At 70.1% G+C, this 18,997-nt stretch carries 22 protein-coding genes; 18 read left to right on the top strand and 4 right to left on the bottom strand.

Going from position 1 to position 18,997, the window contains the following annotated elements; translation table 11 throughout:
* The first annotated feature begins 1 nt into the window (after position 1).
* The 4 genes from ACYVLP_RS26105 to ahcY all read left to right on the top strand — a co-directional run bounded on the left by ACYVLP_RS26105 (position 2) and on the right by ahcY (position 5,291).
* Positions 2-1,138, top strand: a complete 1,137-nt coding sequence (locus tag ACYVLP_RS26105) for an SIS domain-containing protein (RefSeq protein ID WP_460630196.1) — start codon at positions 2-4, stop codon at positions 1,136-1,138.
* A gap of 75 nt (positions 1,139-1,213) precedes the next feature.
* Positions 1,214-2,647 carry a mycothione reductase gene (locus ACYVLP_RS26100; RefSeq protein ID WP_460630195.1) on the top strand — a complete coding sequence of 478 codons (1,434 nt, stop codon included), beginning with the start codon at positions 1,214-1,216 and terminating at the stop codon, positions 2,645-2,647.
* A gap of 90 nt (positions 2,648-2,737) precedes the next feature.
* Positions 2,738-3,673 (top strand): DUF808 domain-containing protein, encoded by a 936-nt coding sequence (locus ACYVLP_RS26095; RefSeq protein WP_460630194.1) that lies wholly within the window; start codon positions 2,738-2,740, stop codon positions 3,671-3,673.
* Between the two features lie 181 nt (positions 3,674-3,854).
* Positions 3,855-5,291, top strand: a complete 1,437-nt coding sequence (gene ahcY / locus ACYVLP_RS26090) for an adenosylhomocysteinase (RefSeq protein WP_460630193.1) — start codon at positions 3,855-3,857, stop codon at positions 5,289-5,291.
* Between the two features lie 110 nt (positions 5,292-5,401).
* Here the strand turns inward: ahcY and ACYVLP_RS26085 are convergent, their stop codons facing one another.
* Positions 5,402-6,898: a hypothetical protein gene (locus tag ACYVLP_RS26085; protein ID WP_460630192.1), complete on the bottom strand. Its 1,497-nt coding sequence runs from the start codon at positions 6,896-6,898 to the stop codon at positions 5,402-5,404.
* A 212-nt stretch (positions 6,899-7,110) separates the two neighbouring features.
* Here ACYVLP_RS26085 and ACYVLP_RS26080 point away from each other — a divergent pair, with 212 nt between their 5' ends.
* The 14 genes from ACYVLP_RS26080 to ACYVLP_RS26015 all read left to right on the top strand — a co-directional run bounded on the left by ACYVLP_RS26080 (position 7,111) and on the right by ACYVLP_RS26015 (position 17,146).
* Positions 7,111-7,632 (top strand): hypothetical protein, encoded by a 522-nt coding sequence (locus tag ACYVLP_RS26080; protein WP_460630191.1) that lies wholly within the window; start codon positions 7,111-7,113, stop codon positions 7,630-7,632.
* 146 nt (positions 7,633-7,778) lie between these two features.
* The gene (gene mtrA / locus ACYVLP_RS26075; protein WP_452271183.1) at positions 7,779-8,456 is read left to right on the top strand and encodes an MtrAB system response regulator MtrA; all 678 of its coding nucleotides are present in this window, start codon (positions 7,779-7,781) and stop codon (positions 8,454-8,456) included.
* Between the two features lies 1 nt (position 8,457).
* The gene (gene mtrB, locus ACYVLP_RS26070) at positions 8,458-10,248 is read left to right on the top strand and encodes an MtrAB system histidine kinase MtrB (protein WP_460630190.1); all 1,791 of its coding nucleotides are present in this window, start codon (positions 8,458-8,460) and stop codon (positions 10,246-10,248) included.
* Positions 10,245-12,038: an LpqB family beta-propeller domain-containing protein gene (locus ACYVLP_RS26065; protein WP_460630189.1), complete on the top strand. Its 1,794-nt coding sequence runs from the start codon at positions 10,245-10,247 to the stop codon at positions 12,036-12,038. Before mtrB ends, ACYVLP_RS26065 begins: the two co-directional genes overlap by 4 nt.
* Before the next feature lie 339 nt (positions 12,039-12,377).
* Positions 12,378-12,914 carry a ComF family protein gene (locus ACYVLP_RS26060; protein WP_460630188.1) on the top strand — a complete coding sequence of 179 codons (537 nt, stop codon included), beginning with the start codon at positions 12,378-12,380 and terminating at the stop codon, positions 12,912-12,914.
* 240 nt (positions 12,915-13,154) lie between these two features.
* The gene (gene hpf / locus ACYVLP_RS26055; RefSeq protein ID WP_452271187.1) at positions 13,155-13,799 is read left to right on the top strand and encodes a ribosome hibernation-promoting factor, HPF/YfiA family; all 645 of its coding nucleotides are present in this window, start codon (positions 13,155-13,157) and stop codon (positions 13,797-13,799) included.
* 278 nt (positions 13,800-14,077) lie between these two features.
* On the top strand, positions 14,078-14,215 hold the full coding sequence (locus tag ACYVLP_RS26050) for a hypothetical protein (protein WP_460630187.1): 138 nt from the start codon (positions 14,078-14,080) through the stop codon (positions 14,213-14,215).
* A gap of 59 nt (positions 14,216-14,274) precedes the next feature.
* A complete protein-coding gene (locus ACYVLP_RS26045) occupies positions 14,275-14,499 on the top strand; it encodes a hypothetical protein (RefSeq protein ID WP_460630186.1) in 225 nt (74 codons plus the stop codon).
* A 15-nt stretch (positions 14,500-14,514) separates the two neighbouring features.
* Positions 14,515-15,012 (top strand): hypothetical protein, encoded by a 498-nt coding sequence (locus tag ACYVLP_RS26040; RefSeq protein ID WP_460630185.1) that lies wholly within the window; start codon positions 14,515-14,517, stop codon positions 15,010-15,012.
* Complete coding sequence (locus ACYVLP_RS26035) at positions 15,009-15,614, top strand: hypothetical protein (RefSeq protein ID WP_460630184.1); 606 nt, start codon at positions 15,009-15,011, stop codon at positions 15,612-15,614. The genes ACYVLP_RS26040 and ACYVLP_RS26035 overlap by 4 nt, the downstream gene beginning before the upstream one ends.
* A 397-nt stretch (positions 15,615-16,011) precedes the next feature.
* On the top strand, positions 16,012-16,404 hold the full coding sequence (locus ACYVLP_RS26030; protein ID WP_460630183.1) for a hypothetical protein: 393 nt from the start codon (positions 16,012-16,014) through the stop codon (positions 16,402-16,404).
* Complete coding sequence (locus ACYVLP_RS26025; protein WP_460630182.1) at positions 16,397-16,636, top strand: hypothetical protein; 240 nt, start codon at positions 16,397-16,399, stop codon at positions 16,634-16,636. Before ACYVLP_RS26030 ends, ACYVLP_RS26025 begins: the two co-directional genes overlap by 8 nt.
* Entirely contained in the window at positions 16,633-16,866 is a 234-nt protein-coding gene (locus ACYVLP_RS26020; protein WP_460630181.1) for a hypothetical protein, read from the top strand. Before ACYVLP_RS26025 ends, ACYVLP_RS26020 begins: the two co-directional genes overlap by 4 nt.
* 1 nt (position 16,867) lies before the next feature.
* Positions 16,868-17,146, top strand: coding sequence for a hypothetical protein (locus tag ACYVLP_RS26015; protein WP_460630180.1), 279 nt, complete (start codon positions 16,868-16,870; stop codon positions 17,144-17,146).
* A 170-nt stretch (positions 17,147-17,316) separates the two neighbouring features.
* Here the strand turns inward: ACYVLP_RS26015 and ACYVLP_RS26010 are convergent, their stop codons facing one another.
* From ACYVLP_RS26010 to ACYVLP_RS26000, 3 genes are all read right to left on the bottom strand, one after another.
* Entirely contained in the window at positions 17,317-17,583 is a 267-nt protein-coding gene (locus tag ACYVLP_RS26010; protein WP_460630179.1) for a hypothetical protein, read from the bottom strand.
* Between the two features lie 143 nt (positions 17,584-17,726).
* On the bottom strand, positions 17,727-18,584 hold the full coding sequence (locus tag ACYVLP_RS26005) for a hypothetical protein (protein WP_460630178.1): 858 nt from the start codon (positions 18,582-18,584) through the stop codon (positions 17,727-17,729).
* On the bottom strand, positions 18,581-18,985 hold the full coding sequence (locus tag ACYVLP_RS26000) for a hypothetical protein (protein ID WP_460630177.1): 405 nt from the start codon (positions 18,983-18,985) through the stop codon (positions 18,581-18,583). The genes ACYVLP_RS26005 and ACYVLP_RS26000 overlap by 4 nt, the downstream gene beginning before the upstream one ends.
* Between the last annotated feature and the right edge of the window lie 12 nt (positions 18,986-18,997).

The following is an 18,997-nucleotide window of genomic DNA, read 5'->3' as shown; positions in this document are numbered from 1 at the left end:
GATGTTCGACGAGACCCGCCTCGACGACGAGGGCGCGATCGGCTCCCTCGACCGCAGTGACACGTTGCGTGCCCTCGCAGGCGCCGGTGCTCAGGTCCGGCGGTCCATCGTCGCGGCGGGGGAGGCCGGGCTCGAGCGGTTGCGCGAGATGGAGCCTCGCGGGGTCGTCGTGGCGGCCGCCGGAGGCTCCGCTGCCGTCGCCGAGCTGTTCGAGGCCGTGTCACGCGGGGCGTCGGCCAAACCGGTCCAGAGCTGCTCGTCGGGCCCGCTGCCCGGGTGGGTCGGCACCCTCGATGTCGTCATCGCCGTGTCGCAGTCCGGCCGTGCCGCCGGGACCTTGGCGCTGGCGGCAGAGGCGGCCCGCAGGGGCGCCTTTCTGGTGACCATCGGCGCCTCCGACTCACCCCTGGCCGACGTCAGCGCGAGAGCGCGCGGCGTCCACGTGCCAATCGATGCCATGGGGTCCTCGTCCCGCACCTCGATGTGGGCCCAGGCCACCCCGGCCCTGATCGCCGCCGACGCCATGGGTCTGGCCCCGGTGAGCCTCGACACGATGTCGGCCGTCGCCGACGTGCTCGACCGCTGCGCGACCGACGCGCGGCCGAGCTCCGAGTCGTTCGTCAACCCCGCGAAGGTGCTCGCCACCGAGGTCGCAGAGTCGGCCCCGATCGTCCTGGGCGACGGGCCGTTCGGCGAGGTCGCGGCACGACGCGCCGCGGCGATGTTCGGCCGGACCGGTCGGGTTCCCGTGGCGTTCGGGGCACTTCCGGATGCGGCGAGCCAGATCGTCGCCTGCTTCGACGGCCCTCTCGCCGGAGGCGACGGTGCGCCGGATGCCACCGACATCTTTGCCGACCCCTACCTCGACGGGCCGACCCGGCCGCCGCTGCGGCTGATCATGCTGCGCGACGCGTCGGACGGCGCCGAGCGGCAGCTCACCGACACAGTCGTGTCCGTCGCCGAAGATGCAGGCGTGCGGGTCTCGCTCGTCGACGCGCCGGCCACCGACCCGCTGCTGCGCCTCGCGCACCATGTGGCCCTGACCGACTTCGCGGCGACGTACCTGGCCTTGGGTCTGGGGTACGACCCCGCGACCTCCCCTCACGTCCGGCTGCTGCGCGGCGCTCGCGACGGCTGACCCTTCTGGCTGTCCCGTACATCGCCCAGGCGCGTCCGCGGCCCGGCCAGGGCACGTCCCCGTAGGCTGCCCAGCGTGACGCAGCACTTCGACCTCGCGATCATCGGGAGCGGCTCCGGAAACTCGCTCGTCACGCGGGACTTCACGGACCGGCGGGTCGCTGTCGTCGAAGAGGGAACCTTCGGTGGCACCTGCCTCAACCGGGGGTGCATCCCGAGCAAGATGTTCGTGTATGCCGCCGACATCGCCTCGCACGTCCGTGACGCCGGGCGGTACGGCGTCGACGCGACCCTCGACGGGGTTCGCTGGCGCGACATCAGGGACCGCGTGTTCGGCCGGATCGACCCGATCTCCGAGAGCGGCCGGCGGTACCGGGTCGAGGGCCGCAACACCACGGCCTACCTCGGCCATGCGCGGTTCACCGGCGATCGGCGGCTGACCGTCGACCTCGACGGCGGAGCCGAGACGATCACCGCCGACCAGATGGTCGTCGCCGCTGGGGCCCACCCGAACGTCCCCGACGTCGTCAGCGAGTCCGGCGTCGCCTTCCACACCTCGGACACGATCATGCGCATCGACGAGGTGCCCGCGCGTCTGGCGATCATCGGCGGCGGCTACATCGCGGCGGAGATGGCACACATCTTCTCGTCGTTCGGATCGCGCGTGACGATCCTGGCCCGTGGACCGCTGCTGCTTCGCCACCTCGACGACGACCTCTCGACCACCTTCACCGACCTCGCGCGTGGGCGGTGGGACGTGCGCACGAGCACAGACGTGGTCGGGGTCGAACGACATGGCGACGGGATCCGCATGCACCTCGTGTCGGCCCGCGACGACGGGGCCGGCGAGTCCGTCCTCGACGCGGACCTGCTCCTCGTGGCAACCGGGCGGTCGCCCAGCACGGCCGACCTCGGGGCCGAGGCGGGCGGCATCGGGCTGCACGAGGACGGGCGCGTCGCGGTCGACGCGTACGGACGGACGTCCGCCCCCGGAGTGTGGGCCCTCGGCGACGTCAGCTCGCCGCACCAGCTCAAGCACGTCGCGAACGCCGAGGCGCGCGCCATCGCCCACAACCTCGTCCACCCCGAGGACCTCATGCTGCTGCCCCGCACCCACGTGCCGGCGGGGATCTTCAGCCACCCGCAGATCGCGACCGTCGGGCTCACCGAGCAGGACTGCCGCGACCTCGGGCGTCGGCACGTGACGTACGTCCAGAAGTACGGCGACACGGCATACGGCTGGGCGATGGAGGACACCACGAGCATCTGCAAGGTCGTCGCCGACCCGGCCACCGGGGAGCTTCTCGGCGCTCACCTGCTCGGGCCCGACGCCACGACCCTCATCCAGCCGTTGGTGCAGGCGATGGCGTTCGGCACCCATGTGCGCGACGTCGCCCGCGGCCAGTTCTGGATCCACCCTGCGCTCGCGGAGGTCGCCGAGAACGCGCTGCTCGGGCTGGATCTCGACGAGAATGCCGGTGGCGCAGGGGAGTTCGTGTCGCCGGGCTGAACTGCAGCTGCCGAGGGCATGGCCCTCGGTCCTCCCAGCCGTGCTGAGATGCGTTCCTGGGAGCGGGCTGGGTGGCCATAGGCTGTCCGCATGGCAGGTGGACTGGTAGCGCTGCTCGACGACGTCGCCGCTCTCGTCAAGCTTGCGGCAGCGTCGGTCGACGACGTCGGCGCCGCTGCTGCGCGGGCGAGCGTCAAGGCCACCGGGGTCGTGGTCGACGACACCGCCGTGACCCCGCGGTACGTCCAAGGTCTGTCGCCCGAACGAGAAGTGCCGATCATCAAGAAGATCGCGTTCGGCTCGTTGCGCAACAAGCTGGTCTTCATCCTGCCCGCGGCAATGCTGCTCAGCCAGTTCGTGCCATGGCTGCTCACCCCGATCCTCATGATCGGTGGTGCCTATCTGTGCTACGAGGGCGCCGAGAAGGTGTGGGAGGCCGTGTCCGGCCACCACGAGGAGGACGGCGGGGCGGTCGAGGCGGTCGACGAGGACAAGGTCGTCACGGGCGCGATCCGGACCGACTTCATCCTGTCCGCCGAGATCATGGTCATTGCGCTGAACGAGGTCGAGGACGAGCCGTTCCTGTCGCGGCTGATCATCCTGGTGATCGTCGCGCTGCTCATCACCGCACTCGTCTACGGCGTCGTCGCGCTCATCGTGAAGATGGACGACTTCGGCCTGAGGCTCGCGGCCCGCGAGTCCGGTGCCTCCCAGCGGGTCGGGCGCGGTCTGGTCAAGGCCATGCCGGTGCTGCTCCAGGTGCTGTCGACGGTCGGCATCGCGGCCATGCTCTGGGTGGGTGGTCACATCCTGCTCGCCGGCGTCGACGAGCTCGGCTGGCACTGGCTGTACGACCAGGTCCACCACCTCGAAGAGGCGGTGTCCGGCGTTGCCGGCGTCGGCGGGCTGCTGGCCTGGCTCGTCAACACCCTGGCCTCGGCACTGATCGGTCTCGTGGTCGGCGCAGTCATCGTCGCCGTGCTGCACGTCCTGCCCCGCCGCAAGACGCCCGCCTCCGCCCACTGACGCCACCCCGGGGGAAGAGGGCTCATCAGTCGACGGTGGCCCAGGGCGCCGGCCGCGGCCGGGAACCTCGCCTGGCCGACCTCGCTAGACTGGTGCACCGCCGGCGTGGGTGATGACCCGCCAGATGAGCCCAGAGGGGCGCGCCGGGTCTGCACACCGACCATCGACAGGAAGATCACCCATGTCCTTCGACCACAAGGTTGCCGACCTGAGCCTCGCCGAGGCAGGCCGCCACCAGCTCCGACTCGCCGAGCACGAGATGCCCGGCCTCATGGCGATCCGCGCCGAGTATGCCGACGCCCAGCCCCTCAAGGGCGCCCGCATCGCCGGGTCGCTGCACATGACCGTCCAGACTGCGGTCCTCATCGAGACGCTCACCGCGCTCGGCGCCGAGGTCCGCTGGGCCTCGTGCAACATCTACTCCACGCAGGACGAGGCGGCCGCGGCGGCCGTCGTCGGCCCCCACGGGACGCCCGAGGACCCCCAGGGCGTGCCGGTCTTCGCCTGGAAGGGCGAGACCCTGCCGGAGTACTGGTGGTGCACCGACCAGATCCTTACCTGGCCCGGTGGCGAGGGCCCCAACATGATCCTCGACGACGGCGGCGACGCCACCATGCTCGTCCACAAGGGCGCCGAGTGGGAGAAGGCCGGGCAGGTCCCCGCCACGACCGAGGACGACTCGGAGGAGTTCGGCGTCTTCAAGGAGCTCGTGCGCCAGACGATGGCGGCCGACCCGCAGAAGTGGACGGCCATCTCGACCGGCATCAAGGGCGTCACCGAGGAGACGACGACCGGCGTGCACCGGCTCTACGAGCTCGCGCGCACCGGTGACCTGCTGTTCCCGGCCATCAACGTCAACGACGCGGTGACCAAGAGCAAGTTCGACAACAAGTACGGCTGCCGCCACTCGCTCATCGACGGGCTCAACCGCGCCACCGACGTCCTCATCGGCGGCAAGGTCGCCGTCGTGTGCGGCTATGGCGACGTCGGCAAGGGCTGCGCCCAGTCGCTCGCCGGCCAGGGCGCGCGCGTCGTGGTCACCGAGGTCGACCCGATCTGCGCGCTGCAGGCCGCGATGGAGGGATACCAGGTCGCCCGCCTCGAGGACGTCGTCGAGACCGCCGACATCTTCATCACGACCACCGGCTGCTACGACGTCATCCGCGCCGAGGACATGGAGCGGATGAAGGACAAGGCGATCGTGGCCAACATCGGCCACTTCGACAACGAGATCGACATGGCCGGCCTGGCGCGGGTGCCCGGCGTCACCAAGACCCAGATCAAGCCGCAGGTCCACGAGTGGACGTTCCCGTCGGGCCGCTCGATCATCATCCTGTCCGAGGGCCGGCTGATGAACCTCGGCAACGCGACGGGCCACCCGAGCTTCGTCATGAGCAACTCGTTCAGCAACCAGACGATCGCCCAGATCGAGCTGTTCACCAAGACGGCCGAGTACGACAAGCAGGTCTACACGCTGCCGAAGATCCTCGACGAGAAGGTCGCCCGTCTGCACCTCGACGCGCTCGGCGTGCGGCTCACCGAGCTGTCCAAGGGCCAGGCGGAGTACCTCGGCGTCGACGTCGCGGGCCCCTACAAGGCCGACCACTACCGCTACTGAGCCGACCGGCCCCGCCACACCAGGACGTATGCCGTCCGCCTCGCAGGCGGGCGGCATACGTCGTGCTCGGGCAGGTTTGGCTGGCAGGTTGGGCGGGCCCCAGCCGGGCCTCAGCCGGGTGCTCTGAGCAACAGGTAGCCCGAGCCGCGCGCGGCGACGTTCCAGTGCGCCTGAGCGGTGAGCGCCTCGGCGACGGGCAGGTGGTTCGGAACCAGGGCCCACCGGCATCCCGTCTGCGTCAGGTACTTCTGCCAGCCCGGCACGGCGGCCTGGAAGTCGACGTAAGACTGCATGTGCTGCACGGAGTACACCTCGACTCGGCCGTCGATGGCCGGGCGCACGTTCGGGTGCTTCCAGATCAACCAGCCGCCGACGGTGTAGTCGTTGCACAGGACGGTGCCGGCAGGCAGCGCGGCGATCGGCGTGTCCAGGTCGTTCGCGCCCATGCCGGGCTCGGCTCCGCGCGTCGTCGCCACGAACCCGGCAACGGCAAGCGCTGCGGCGGCCAGCCCCAGGGTGAGGGCAACCTCGCGGCGCCGCACCGGCTCCGGCGCGGCCGGCAGCACGCCCTGCAACGCCAAGGCGGTGACCGGGGCCGCGATGGCGGCGCCCACGGCGATGGTCCGGACGTAGAGCAGCGCGAACCCGACGGCGAGGCCGAGCAGGAGGATCTCGGTCCATGACGGTCGACGCGGCGACCGGACCCAGACGAGCAGGGCCACCCCGGCCAGCACCAGGAACCCGACGAAGCCGATGTCGGTCAGCGACGGCGAGCGCCACTCGCTGATGAACTGCGCGTACCCGCGGACCGCCCACGGTGCCGCAAGCAGCTCTGGACCGACGGGTGTGAGGGCCGCGACGCCAAGGGAGCCCAACGGCACCACCGCGAGACGCAGCCACGCGCGACCGCGGACCGTCCTGTCCAGGAACAGGCCGACCAGCGCAACAACCCCAACCGCCACGCCGACGAACCACATCCCGTGGCTGCACGCCCACACCCAGGTGAGCGGGATGAGCCACCACCGCGCCCGCCCGTCGTTCCGCGTGCGCAGCCAGGCGCCCGCGGTGACGGCTGTCAGCGCGAAGGTCACCAGCTGCGGGCGCAGCGACATGCTGGCGCTCATGGCGAGCAGTGCCACGAGCATGACGACGGCAGTGACAAGCAGGCCGGCGTGTCGCCGGAGGACGGCCCACAGCGTCAGAGCGATCGCGGCGGCGCCGAGCGGGAGCAGCCACGAGACGCCTGCGAGGCCGAACGCCTGCTGGACCACGCTCATGAGCAGCTCCGGCAGCCACTCGTGCATCCGCCACGGCAGGGTCGACATCGTGCTCCACGGGTCCGGCCCGCTGAACGTCCACGTCTCGCGCAGCCGGTCCCCGGCGGCGAGGTGCCAGAACGTGTCCGGGTCGTTGACCGGACGCATCACCTGCAGGACGACGATGACCGTGGCCACTCCGGGCAGCAACTGCAGGAGGCGCAACGGCAGGACCCCCAACCGCGCCCGCGTCTTAGCGGTCCCCGCGTCGTGGGCGGCCGCGGACGCGGAGTCGACGGCTAGGACCGTGGGCGGCTCTGCCGCTGCGGTGTCGGTCGCGTCACTCGTCACCCGGCGATCATCCCGGCTCGGCGGGATGAGTGGGAGAGTTCGGGCGGATTGCGCGGTCATCCGTGCTGGGTCGGGCGGTCCCGACCGTTCGGGTCGGGTTGCGCCGGCAACTACGCGTACCGGACACATCAGGCCGTGCAAGGATTGGGGTCCTGATCCGCCACCGACCGCCACCGACCGCCACCGACCGCCACCGACAGGGACCTCCCTCCATGAAGAAGCTCATGACCGGTGCACTCGCACTGGCCATCTCGTTCTCGCTCGCCGCCTGTTCGAAGACCGCGACCAACGAGCCGTCCACCTCGTCCACGGACACGACCACCACATCGGCCTCGACGAACGCGAGCGGCGGCACGACGTCGGACACCTCCACGACCCCTGCCACGGGGGCCCCGGTCGACCAGTCGACGCCAGAGCTGGCGATGACATCCTGGCTCAACGCCATGGTCGGAGGCGACGCCGACAACGTATGCCGCCTGATGGCCATCAAGGGCAAGACGATCGAGAGCATCCCGGGGGCCGCGGACGCCTGCGCCTCGAAGATCGAGCCGATGCTCGCCCAGATCAAGCAGCTCGGCGGGGCCTTCGAGGGCCTGTCGATCAAGGGCGCGACGGTCAACGGGAACAACGCCACCTTCGAGAGCGTCACCACCGAGCCGCCGATGGCCGCCGACGTCGTCGCGAGCTTCAAGGCGGTCAAGGTGGGCGACAAGTGGTACATCACCGAGGGCTGAGGCGCGATCACTGGTCGGCGTGAGGGCTGCGGGAACCGACCCGCGCCCCCGGGCGTTTGTGCGTGGACGGGTCACACGGCATACCTGTGTGATGATTTGCTGAGGAAGCAGGGGAGCGTGCACACGGTCCCAGGAAGGAGTGTGTCGTGAAGGGTCGGGTTCTGGTCGTCGACGACGACCTCGCACTCGCCGAGATGCTCGGGATCGTGCTGCGCAACGAGGGGCTCGAGGTGACTCATGTCGCCGACGGCTCCGAGGCCGTCGCGACGTTCCGCGACTCCCGTCCCGACCTCGTCCTGCTGGACGTCATGCTCCCTGGGCTGGACGGCATGGAGGTATGCCGTCGCATCCGTGCCGAGAGCGGCGTGCCGATCGTCATGCTCACCGCCCGGACCGACACGGTCGACGTCGTCGTCGGCCTCGAGTCCGGCGCGGACGACTACGTCGTCAAGCCGTTCAAGCCGCAGGAGCTCATCGCGCGGGTGCGCGCCCGGCTGCGTCGCGGCGACGAGCCCGCGCCCGAGAAGCTCTCCATCGGCGACCTCGAGATCGATGTCGCCGGGCACTCGGTCAAGCGCGACGGCCAGTCGCTGTCCCTGACGCCGCTCGAGTTCGACCTGCTCGTCGCGCTTGCACGCAAGCCGTGGCAGGTGTTCACCCGGGAGGTGCTGCTGGAGCAGGTCTGGGGCTACCGCCACGCCGGCGACACGCGCCTGGTCAACGTCCACGTCCAGCGCCTGCGCTCGAAGATCGAGCACGACCCGGAGCGCCCCGAGATCGTCGTGACGGTGCGCGGTGTCGGCTACAAGGCCGGTCCGTCCTGACATGAGCGAACGGACCGGCGCCGGAGCACTCGGAGGCCTGGTCTCACGGGTCGGCTCAGGGCTGCGCTCGCTCTTCAATCGCACGCTCCACCTGTGGCGCTCCTCGCTCGGCTTCCGCGTCGTCGTCGTGACGATGCTGCTCGGGGTTCTGGTCCTCACGGCCGTCGGCACGTACCTCTACGGGTCGATCGCCCAGGGCCTCGTCGACAGCCGGCAGCGCATCGCCGCCGAGGACAGCCTGAGCGACGCCACGGCCATCCAGGGTGCGTTCGACACGACGGACCAGAACAAGACGCAGGAGCAGCTGAAGCAGTTCGCGACGGACCTGGTCAAGAAGTACAGCCGCAATGCGGACAACGAGACGCGGTATGTCGTGCTCTCGAGGCTGGACGGCAACACCAGCCAGCTCATCCTCCCGCTCATCGAGAGTGGCAGCGTCGGGATGCGGTTCATCCCCGACGAGCTGCGCAAGCAGGTTGCGGCCCAGCCCGACCGGCAGCACCTGCAGGTGGCCACCATCGAGGAAGGCAACGACTCGATCTCGGCCGTCATCGTGGGCCAGCGCATCGCCACCCAGGTCGCGGGTGACTATGGCCTGTACTTCATCTATCCGATGAACCGCGAGCGCGAGATCATCTCGCTCATCGGGCAGACGTTCCTGTTCGGCGGCGCGGCGCTGATCCTGCTCGTCGGGGCCATCGCGTTCGTCGTCACGCGCCTCGTGGCCGACCCCGTGCGTCGGGCGGCGATCGTCGCCGAGAAGTTCGCCGAGGGCAACCTCAACGAGCGGATGCGCGCCAAGGGCGAGGACGACCTGGCCCGGCTCGGCAACTCGTTCAACGCGATGGCGGCCTCGATCCAGCAGCAGATCGCCCAGCTGGAGAACCTGTCTCGCGTTCAGCAGCGGTTCGTCTCCGACGTGTCCCACGAGCTGCGCACGCCGCTGACGACGATCCGCATGGCCGGCGACCTGATCCACGACTCCCGCGGCGACTTCGAGCCGACCGTGGCCCGCTCGGCCGAGCTGCTCCGCGGCGAGCTCGACCGGTTCGAGGAGCTGCTGAGCGACCTGCTCGAGATCTCCCGGTTCGACGCCGGTGCCGCGGTGCTCGACGTCGAGGCCAGCGACCTGCGGGCCTCCGTCGAGCGGGCCGTCGACGCGCACCGCACGCTCGCTGCGCGCAAGGGCACCTCCCTGGTGCTCAACATGCCCTCCTTGCCGGTGGTCGCGGACATGGACTCCCGGCGCATCGAGCGGATCCTTCGCAACCTCGTGTCCAACGCGATCGAGCACGGCGAGGGCCGGCCCGTCGAGGTCACGGTCGGCTCCAACGACACGGCGGTGGCGGTCACGGTGCGTGACCACGGCGTCGGCCTGCGCCCGGGCGAGGCGGCCCTCGTGTTCACCCGCTTCTGGCGGGCCGACCCAGCACGCGCCCGCACGACGGGTGGCACGGGCCTCGGCCTGGCGATCGCCTTGGAGGACGCCCGTCTTCACGCCGGGCGGCTCGAGGCCTGGGGTGCGCTGGGGGAGGGGTCCTGCTTCCGGCTGACCCTGCCCCGACGGGCCGAGTCGACCATCACCAGCTCCCCGCTGCCGCTGAGCCCGCTGGCGGCCGAGGCTGCGCGGGCTCGCCTGGCCAGGGAGCGTCTTGCCGGATCGCGGCCAGGCGTCGGCATGGTGGAAGCCGACTCCTCCGAGGCCCCGGGCGCCGCCTCCGACGCGCTTGCGCCGGCGGCCGACGACGACACCCTCCGGCTCCGCCGGATCACCGTGGAGCGTGCGCCGTGAGGCGCTGGGCTGCCGCCGTCGTCGCCCTGCTCGCGGCGCTGGCACTGTCGTCCTGCGGAGGGCTGCCCAGCAGCGGCCCGGTCACCGAAGGGCGGATGCTCGGCGAGGTGCTCAACCCCCGGGTGCGCGTGTCGGCATCGGGCCCGGTGGACGGCGCGAGCAAGGCGGCGATCGTCCGCGGCTTCCTGGCGGCCGCAGAAGACACCGACGACACCCATCAGACCGGGAAGCTCTTCCTCGCTCCCCAGTCGGTCGACCTGTGGCGCTGGTCGAGCCAGGAGGTCGTCATCTACAGCGGTGAGGTCAGCGTCCGCGAGCTCGGCCACGGAAAGGTCGAGGTGTCCGCCCGGGAGGTGGGGCGCCTCACCCCGGACGGCCGCTACGTCGAGATGCGCGCCGGCACCACGGCGAAGGTCACGTTCGGGATGACCAAGGTCGGCGGCGAGTGGCGGATCGAGCTGCCGCCCTCGGGCTTCGGCATGTGGCTGGACAGCGACCAGTTCGACCGCGTCTTCATCAACCAGGACCTCTACTACGTGACCAAGACCGGTCGAGACCTCGTGCCGGACTCGCGATGGTTCCCCGCCGGCCCGCGCCTGGCCACGACGATCGCCCGAGCGCAGCTCGACGACGTGCCTGGCTACCTGGCGGGAGCCGTCGTGACGGGTGTCCCGACAGGGACCCACCTCGCAGTCGATGCCGTCCCGGTGGACAACGGTCTGGCCACGGTCAGTCTCTCCGCGACAGCCCTGTCGGCAGACCCGGACGGGCGCACCAAGATGCTGGCGCAGCTGACGGCGGCGCTGTCCCAGGTGCAGGGCGTCACCTCGGTGTCGCTCGCGGTCGACAACACGACCCTCGAGCTGCCCGACGGGGTGACCCGCGTGTCATCGGCCGCCGACCTCGGGTACGCCACCGTGCCCCGCCTCACGGTCGACACGGCTCTGCTGCGGCAGGGCGACACGATCGCGCGCATGGACCCCCGGTTCACCCCGGAGACCTCGACGACCGCACGTAAGCCCGATCTGCAGCGTCGCGACACCGACGTAGCCCGCATCCCCAACAGCTGGGGAAAGCTTGCACTGTCAGTCGACTCCAAGCAGATCGCTGCCGTGCTGAACGACGGCTCGCGGCTGTCGTTGTGGCGGGCCAACGCCGAGCCTCGCTTCGTGGAGGGCTTCGCCACGTCGATGACTCGTCCCGCCTTCGACTCGACCGGGTACCTGTGGATCGCGGGTTCCGATCGCCAGGGCGCCGACCACATGTACATCCTCGACTCCGTCTCGAGCGACCCGTCCGTGGCACCCAAGGCCGTGTCCGCGCCATGGCTGGCCAACCGCCGGGTGCTCGCCCTCAGCGTCGCGGCAGACGCCACGCGGCTGCTCGTCGTCTCCAGCGACCGCAACGGGATGGACATCCAGCTCAGCCTGACGGGCATCGTCCGCTCGGCCAACGGCGAGCCCACGGCACTCGCGCCACCCCTGCGGGAGGCACCTGCGCTTGCGAACATCCAGGACGTCACGTGGATCGACACCACGACGTATGCCGTGCTGGGCCAGCCTGCGGCGACCGACCCCATGCGGCCGTGGCTGGGCACCCTCGGCGCCGGCCTGGACGGCATCCGCGAGGGTGGCCAGCTGGCGGCGGTGCCGGGCGCGACGACGATCATGACCGTCGGCGGTCCGCGAGGGCTGCTCATCGTCACCAGCGACAACCGGGTGCTGGCGCGCACGGGCTCGACCTGGCAGAAGATCAAGAGCGGCACCGACGTCCTCGTCCCGGGCGGCTAGCGTCCACATCCCGGGCGTCGCCGAGGTATGCCGTCCACAGGCGCGCGTGGCTCCGCCCTGTCGCGGGGCGCGGTGCCCTTCGATGGACCGATGGGAGGACCAGGACCGGCGTCGCGTTCGTCGGGTCAGCTGCGGACGCTCGGCTCGGCCCTGCTCGACCTCGTGCTTCCGGCGGAGTGTGGGGGCTGCCACCGGGCCGGACCGCAGTGGTGTGCCCGGTGTGACCGGGCCTTGGAGTCCCTGGCCTTCGAGCCGCGGGCAGGCCCCGGAGGCGACGTGGCCCACCGCGTGGTTCCTCGGCCGTCACCGAGAGGCCTTCCCCCGGTCCACGCCTGGGGTGTGTTCGCGGATCCGCTGCGCTCCGCGGTGTCGGCCTGGAAAGACGTCGGCCGCCGCGACCTCGGGAGAGTGCTCGCGCCGCGGCTGGCCAGCGCTCTGCTGGGTGCGGCGTGCGCGGCCGGGTGGGTGAAGGGACCGGTCCTGGTGGTCCCGGCACCCTCCTCGCGGCGGTCGGTGCGGGCCCGCGGCGACGCACCGCTCGTGGGCCTCTGCGCGGCCGCGATGAGCACCTGTCGCGACACGCCGGGCGCGAGGGCTGGAGCGTCCTTCGAGCTGTCGCCCGCCCTGGTCCATGTGCGCACGGTGCGGGACCAGTCAGGTCTCGACACGAGTCAGCGACGGGCCAACCTCAGTGGCGCCATGGGAGTGAAACCCCTGTGGCACAACGTGATTCGCGGTCGACGGTGCATCGTGGTCGATGACGTGGTCACCACCGGAGCGACCATGGCCGAAGCGGCGCGGGCACTGCGGAGGGCCGGGGCAGCAGACGTCGTGGGTGCCACGATCGCGGCCACGCAGCGCTCCGGAGCGAGCTGAAGCGGCGACGCGTTGTGATGTTTATCCGGGTTCCGCTGATGCCTTCCCAGCGGACGCGGCACCGAAGTAGTGTCGGAGACACAGACCCCCGTCCTACGACGTGGCCAGCAGGTCGCTCCTCGGGGCGTGATCGAGCGGAAGGGGTGGTGCCGAGCTGACAGGTGGGCCTGTCTACCAAGTCGGGCCCCGGACCACCACACTGCGCCGCACGAAGAAGACGTGCGCGATCAAGGAGGAACCGTGGAGATCGTCGTCACTGGACGTCACGTCCAGATCCCCGACCGATTCCGTGAGCTGCTCGAAGAGCGCTTGGCCAAGGTGCCGGCACTCGCGCCCAAGGTGCACCGCATCGATGTCGTCGTCACCCACGAGAAGGTTTCTCGCGGGTCCGGGTCAGAGAAGGTGGAGATCACCTGCTACGCGAAGGGCCCGGTCATCCGGGCCGAGGCCAGCCTCAACGACAAGTACGCCGCCCTCGATGCCGCGGTCGACAAGCTCATGGAACGTCTCAGGCGGATGCACGACAAGCGGCGGGTGAGCCGCGGACGACGAATCCCGGAGTCGGTCGCACAGGCGACCGCGCGTGTGGCGGTCGCGAGCAACGGCTCGGCGCCCAGTGAGCCCGACACCGGCGAAGGCCGGGTCGATGACCTTGACCGGTTCGGGGCCCTCGGCAACTCGCCGATCGAGGTCCGCGAGAAGATCCACACGGCCACGCCGATGACCCTCGAGGATGCGGTCAACCAGATGGAGCTTGTGGGCCACGACTTCTTCCTGTTCCACGACGCCGACACGGACCGCCCGAGCGTGGTCTACCGGCGCCGCGGCTGGAGCTACGGCGTGCTCTACCTCGAGACCGACGCCGAGGTGGCGGCCACCGGCTGACCTCTGCTCCCGTGAGCCCGACGGGGCGCCACCGGCACGCCGGTGGCGCCCCGTCGTCGTCGCCGGGAAGCGGAGGTGGCCGCTATGGCGTGCGGGCCTGGCGGCATACGGGGACCTATGCCGTCGAAACGACCCGGCTACGTGCATGCGATGTCGGTGTTCTTTGCCAAGATAAGACGGTGAACCCGCCCCCGAGCGTCTTTCCTAAAGTGCACCATGGCGGCGTGTCGGCCCCATCCTTGCGCTGACCTGCGGAAACGTGCCCAGGCTTGAGTGTCATGGACACCACGACCGAGCTCCTCGAGCGGCAGTATGACGCGTTCTGGCGAGCCATCGGCGGCGCGGCCTGGGCTCAGTGGCAGGAGCGCACTGCCGGCACCCAGGGCCCCGAGCTGCCCGACGACAGCACTGTCTGACCCAGACTCGCCCATGGCCGTGTATTGACACTGTGTCGATACACGGCCATGCTTGTGCCATGACGACGAACACGCACAAGATCATCTGGTGGGTCTACACCGGCGGTCCTGACCGCGAGCGCATCCGTCGCACCTCGACCATGCGCGGCTTCTGGCCGGGCTATGACGCCGAGTGCTCGTGCGGCTGGAAGACGCAGACGGGTGGCGCTGTGCGTCGTTACATCGAGGACGAGGTCTGGTATCACAAGCACGTCGACACCGACGGCCCCGGACTCCCCATCTGAGAGAGGATCGGACACATGAGCACCAAAACGCAGGTCTTCATCGACGAGGCCGTGCGCCGCGCCGAGCAGGAGATTCTCGACGACATCACGGCGGGCATCGTCCCGTCGACCGTCGCCACATTCTCGGCGCTGCACGACCACGTCGACGCCAACGAGTACGGCGGACTGACCGAGGATGACGCTCCTGAGCGGTTCGGCGTCGAGGCGTGCAACACGGTGCAGGACAAGGTCGACGAGTGGCTGCGCGCGGGGCGCCCCAACGTGGCCCGTTTCGAGTCCGGCGTGACGCGCGTCCTGCACCCCAACCTCATCGAGCGGGTCCAAGGTCTGAGCGATGAGGGACGCGTCGTCGTCGATGACGGCTACGGCTACCTGTTCGGTCTGACGCTGTGCTGCGACGCGTACGACAAGGGGTCGGTGGGCGGCGCCTGCTGCCGCGCGTGCTACGGCGACGACGCGGGCGAGTACGACGCTGTCGTCGTCGACCCGATCGTGCGGGAGGAGAGCAAGTGACCACCGTGCGCGTCATCACGCTGTCGGAGGTCGCGGACCCGCCAGTCCTGACCGCCGAGTGCACGGACACGGGCTGGAACGGCTTCCACGTTCCGGCGCTGTCCGCTGCCGAGCTAGCCGCCCACTTCGCTGCCTGCGCCGCTGTCCAGCCGGACGGCTGGGAGTGGTGCTACGTCGACGAGGTCGGCGACAACATCCGGCTGCACACCTGCGAGAGCGCCGGATGCATCACTCCTGACCTCAAGCACGCCGTCACCCACGACCACTCCGAGGACACGCTCTGGCCCATCGAGTTGCCCGAGCGCCGCGCGTGGATTGACGGTCTCGTGTGGGGTGGTCACCGCCACATCGGGCAGTGCACGACAGGCCCTCTGTTCTCACGGGACGACGCCGAGCGGCGTCTCGTCGACCTCGGCTTCACCTTCAATGCCGAGCGCGGCGACTGGCAGCGCGGCGATGAGGTCGCCGCCGACGGACAACCCGCCGAGCGAGGTCGACTTGCTTGGCAGCCGGACTACTGCCACCCCGACGACGTCGAGCGTGGCGCTCGCTGGTGGCTGTCGAGGCCATACCGTGGAGGGGATATCCCGCTCCTGCCCTGACAGCCCCACCCATGGGCCGTGTATTGACACCGTGTCGATACACGGCCCATACTTGTCCCCATCACAACTACAGAGAGGAAGGACCGACATGGCCCTCATCAAGACGGACTGCTCCGACTGCCGCATCGACCTCACCGTCGACACGTCAGCGGGGACGGTGACCGCCCGAATCCCGAGCAACGGGAAGCGCGGCAGTCTCCACGTTCCGGCTCACACGGCCACGTCGGACCTCTGGGACGACGGCGACCTGTGGATGTGGGATTGCCCCGTGTGTGGACACGCGGACTCATACGATCCTCACAGCGCCTAACCGGCGCACCGTGGCCCGTGTATTGACACCTTGTCGATACACGGGCCATACTCTTGCCATCTGGAACAACAAGGAGGGAGCGGGACAATGACGATGCTTGAGCCACCGAGCGCCAGTAAGGCGTTCCTAGCGCAGAACGCGGCCTTTGCCGCAGGTCTCACGGCAGAAGGCCTTGAGGCTATCGAGGCCTTCGCAGAGCACCACAGCGGCGGGCTGTACGTGCTGGGCCGGCAGGTCTCCGACGAGCTGTACGTCAAGACCCACGACTCGTGGGGCCCTGGTATGCCGGACGAGCCGGGGGATGTCGTCGTGCACCTCTACTCGCTCGACGACGAGCAGTCGCTCGACCTGGTCCTCTTCTTCAACGACGGGACCGCCGCGCTGGCGGCGTTCTTCGCGGTCGACGAGAGCACGGACGGGTCCGACGCCTACGGCGCCCTCGGCGTCGAGGACTACTCCTCGGAGGTCTCCAATGGCTGACGGCCTCGACGACCTCACCAACCTGCTCGACGGCTACGCGACGGCGACGTCGAGGGTCGGCGCGTCGTTCCGCAAGGGGAACCGCCTCGTCACTGCGGAGGTGGTCAACGGCGCCCTGCGGGTGACCTCCTACATCGACCACGGCGGCGCCGATGGTAAAACTTGGGTCGAGGGCAAGACCTTCAAGTCGGCGGCTGGCGCCGCTCGGTTCGCAAAGGGGTTTCTCCGATGAAGGACACGCACACGACGCCTCGGTCGCTCCGCTCGCCGGACGAGGAGTGGCTGCCTGCCGCGTGGCGCGCCGCGCAGCGCGAGGAGACGCTGACGGACGTCCTGCGCCGCGCGCTGCGCGAGTACACCGAGCCTCGCGAGGGCGAGGGCCCGGTGCCACCCCTTGAGGTGCTCATCGCGGAGCGCGACCGTAGGCCAGGGCGGTTCGACCGGCCCGGAGCGGGTGAGTGAGGTGGGCCGTCGCCGCGACCACCACCCGCGCTTCTACAACGTCTGCCCGGACCCTGACGCGTGCGAGCGGTTCGGCCATTACGAGGGCCTCGCGGTAGGCGACTCCTGCGAGTGCTGCGGGCAGACCATCGTCGAGCCAGAGCCGCGCAAGGAGTCGCCGGACGACACGTGCAGCGACCCGCGCTGCGTCCTCGTGCGTCACGACGTCATCAAGGGCACCGTCATGCACAAGTCCGCGAGCAATCGCGCCTGGATCACCTTTGTAGTAGACGCACGCTGAAACGCGAAACAAGGCCCCACCTGCCGTAGCAGGTGGGGCCTTGTCATCGGGTGTGGGGTGAGCGTACGTCAGCCGCCGCCCCACGTCCACGTAGAGGGTCGCATCGAGCCTCCTATCACAGGTCATCCCGACGCACCCACGTCAGGAGCTTGGGCAGGTGCGCACGGGGGTCAGCCAACCTCGCCTAGCGCGTCGAGGCTGGGCGGGCCCGGCTCGACGGGCGGGTCGACCGGCGGCGCCTGCTCGATGTTGGGCGTGCCGTAGACAAACCCACCGGCGGTGAGCGCGGCGATGGCGACAGCGACCCACTCCTGGCCGGTCACGCCGTCGGACTGCGCGGTGCCGTAGGCGGCCAGCCCGGCGGTGACGGCGGCGACGAGCGCCTTGGCGTAGGGCTGCACCGCGACGGGCAGCAGGGAGACGAGCGAGGTTAGCAAAGGGACTCCTTGGTTGGCTTGGTCGTTCGGAGTGCCAAGACGGCCCCGAGGACGCCACAGAGGACGATCCATGCGAGGCCGGCGAGTTTGGCTGTGAGGATGAGGCGGGCTGCCGTCCGCTCGAGCTGCGGGCGGGTGTCCACCTACGGCTTGTAGGCCTGGGCGCGCAGTGCGAGGTAGGCCTTGTCGGTCACCGGACCCCAGAGGCCGTCGACGGGCACGCCGAGCACCTTCTGGATGTTCTTGACGACCGAGACGTTGGCGACGAGGGTGTACGGGCCCCAGGCGCCGTCGGGCGTCGTGCCCCAGGCGGCCTGCAGCTCGCGGCGGTACACGAGCGCGTAGGAGCTGAAAGTGACGCGCCCGCCCTGCCGGACGGCCTTGGTGCGTGAGAGGACGCGCTCGGTGACCGCGCCCCACCTGCCGTCGGGGGTCTGGCGCAGCGCGACCTGCAGCGCCCGGACCTTCACAGCTCGAGCTGCGGCGGCCCTGACTGCGGCGAGCCAGGCGAGATACTGCGTCCACGTGCGACCGACGATGGTGCGGTCGCCGTTGTCCAGCTCGGGCCCGACGAGGCCATCGCCGCCGGCCTTCCACTCGGCGACCTGCGCCTTGGCGGCGGTCGAGAGGTCAGCGGAGTCGTCGAGCAGGCAGTGGATGTGCCGCTGCCAGCCCGGCGTACGCATCCGCTTGAGCCAGCTCGACCACCAGGAGCGCGGGCGGAAGTAGGCCAGGAAGCCGACGCGGCGCAGGTAGGTGACGCATCGCTGCGCCTGGGCGTCGGTCATGCCCTCGGCGTCGAAGTCGACGTGGCCCGAGCCGGTGTCGGTGCTGCCGCTCGAGGCGTTCGTCGAGTAGGAGCCGTAGCCGCGGATGGGCGTGAGGACGATGGCCTTGGTGAGTGTGTCGGCGGTGATGAGCCGCTGCGCCTCGGCCAGGGGCGCCTTCATGTCGACGCTCAGGTTCGTGCCGTTGACGGTGTAGGTCGCGAGTCGAGTCATGCCGGTCTCCAAGCGTTGAATGGTCGAGTGTGGCCGTCCTCGCGCAGCCGGCGCACGAGGACGGCGACGGGCTCGGGGACGATGGGCGGCGGCGGCGGCATACCGACGTCGATCCACGCCTGGACCACGAGGATGTGGTCGACGAGCGTGTAGACCTCGTCGCGGAGCTGTCCTATCTGGCTGCCCTTGGCGCGCACGTCCTGCTGCAGGGCGACGATGACCACGCCCTGCTCCTCGAGCTGCGCGGACTTGCGGGCGTCCGACTCCTCGAGCGTGACCACCCGCGCGGCCAACGCGTCATAGGGACTCGCTCGCAGCGCCTCGTGGGCGCTCTTGCGGACCCACCAGGCACCGACGAGGGTGCCCGCAAGGGTGAGGACGGAGCCGGCAAGCACGAGCACAGGGACCGTCCT

It is taken from the genome of Intrasporangium mesophilum (assembly GCF_054783095.1).
Note: the sequence above shows the minus strand (reverse complement) of the source record. Positions and strands in the feature narration are given on the sequence as shown.

Coding starts and splice junctions, on each gene's coding strand:
- ACYVLP_RS26105 (WP_460630196.1), top strand. CDS start 2: ATGTTCGACGAGACCCGCCTCGACGACGAGGGCGCGATCGGCTCCCTC.
- ACYVLP_RS26095 (WP_460630194.1), top strand. CDS start 2,738: ATGGCAGGTGGACTGGTAGCGCTGCTCGACGACGTCGCCGCTCTCGTC.
- ACYVLP_RS26045 (WP_460630186.1), top strand. CDS start 14,275: ATGACGACGAACACGCACAAGATCATCTGGTGGGTCTACACCGGCGGT.
- ACYVLP_RS26020 (WP_460630181.1), top strand. CDS start 16,633: ATGAAGGACACGCACACGACGCCTCGGTCGCTCCGCTCGCCGGACGAG.
- mtrB (WP_460630190.1), top strand. CDS start 8,458: ATGAGCGAACGGACCGGCGCCGGAGCACTCGGAGGCCTGGTCTCACGG.
- ACYVLP_RS26005 (WP_460630178.1), bottom strand. CDS start 18,584: ATGACTCGACTCGCGACCTACACCGTCAACGGCACGAACCTGAGCGTC.
- ACYVLP_RS26080 (WP_460630191.1), top strand. CDS start 7,111: ATGAAGAAGCTCATGACCGGTGCACTCGCACTGGCCATCTCGTTCTCG.
- ACYVLP_RS26025 (WP_460630182.1), top strand. CDS start 16,397: ATGGCTGACGGCCTCGACGACCTCACCAACCTGCTCGACGGCTACGCG.
- ACYVLP_RS26050 (WP_460630187.1), top strand. CDS start 14,078: ATGGACACCACGACCGAGCTCCTCGAGCGGCAGTATGACGCGTTCTGG.
- ACYVLP_RS26040 (WP_460630185.1), top strand. CDS start 14,515: ATGAGCACCAAAACGCAGGTCTTCATCGACGAGGCCGTGCGCCGCGCC.
- ACYVLP_RS26030 (WP_460630183.1), top strand. CDS start 16,012: ATGACGATGCTTGAGCCACCGAGCGCCAGTAAGGCGTTCCTAGCGCAG.
- ahcY (WP_460630193.1), top strand. CDS start 3,855: ATGTCCTTCGACCACAAGGTTGCCGACCTGAGCCTCGCCGAGGCAGGC.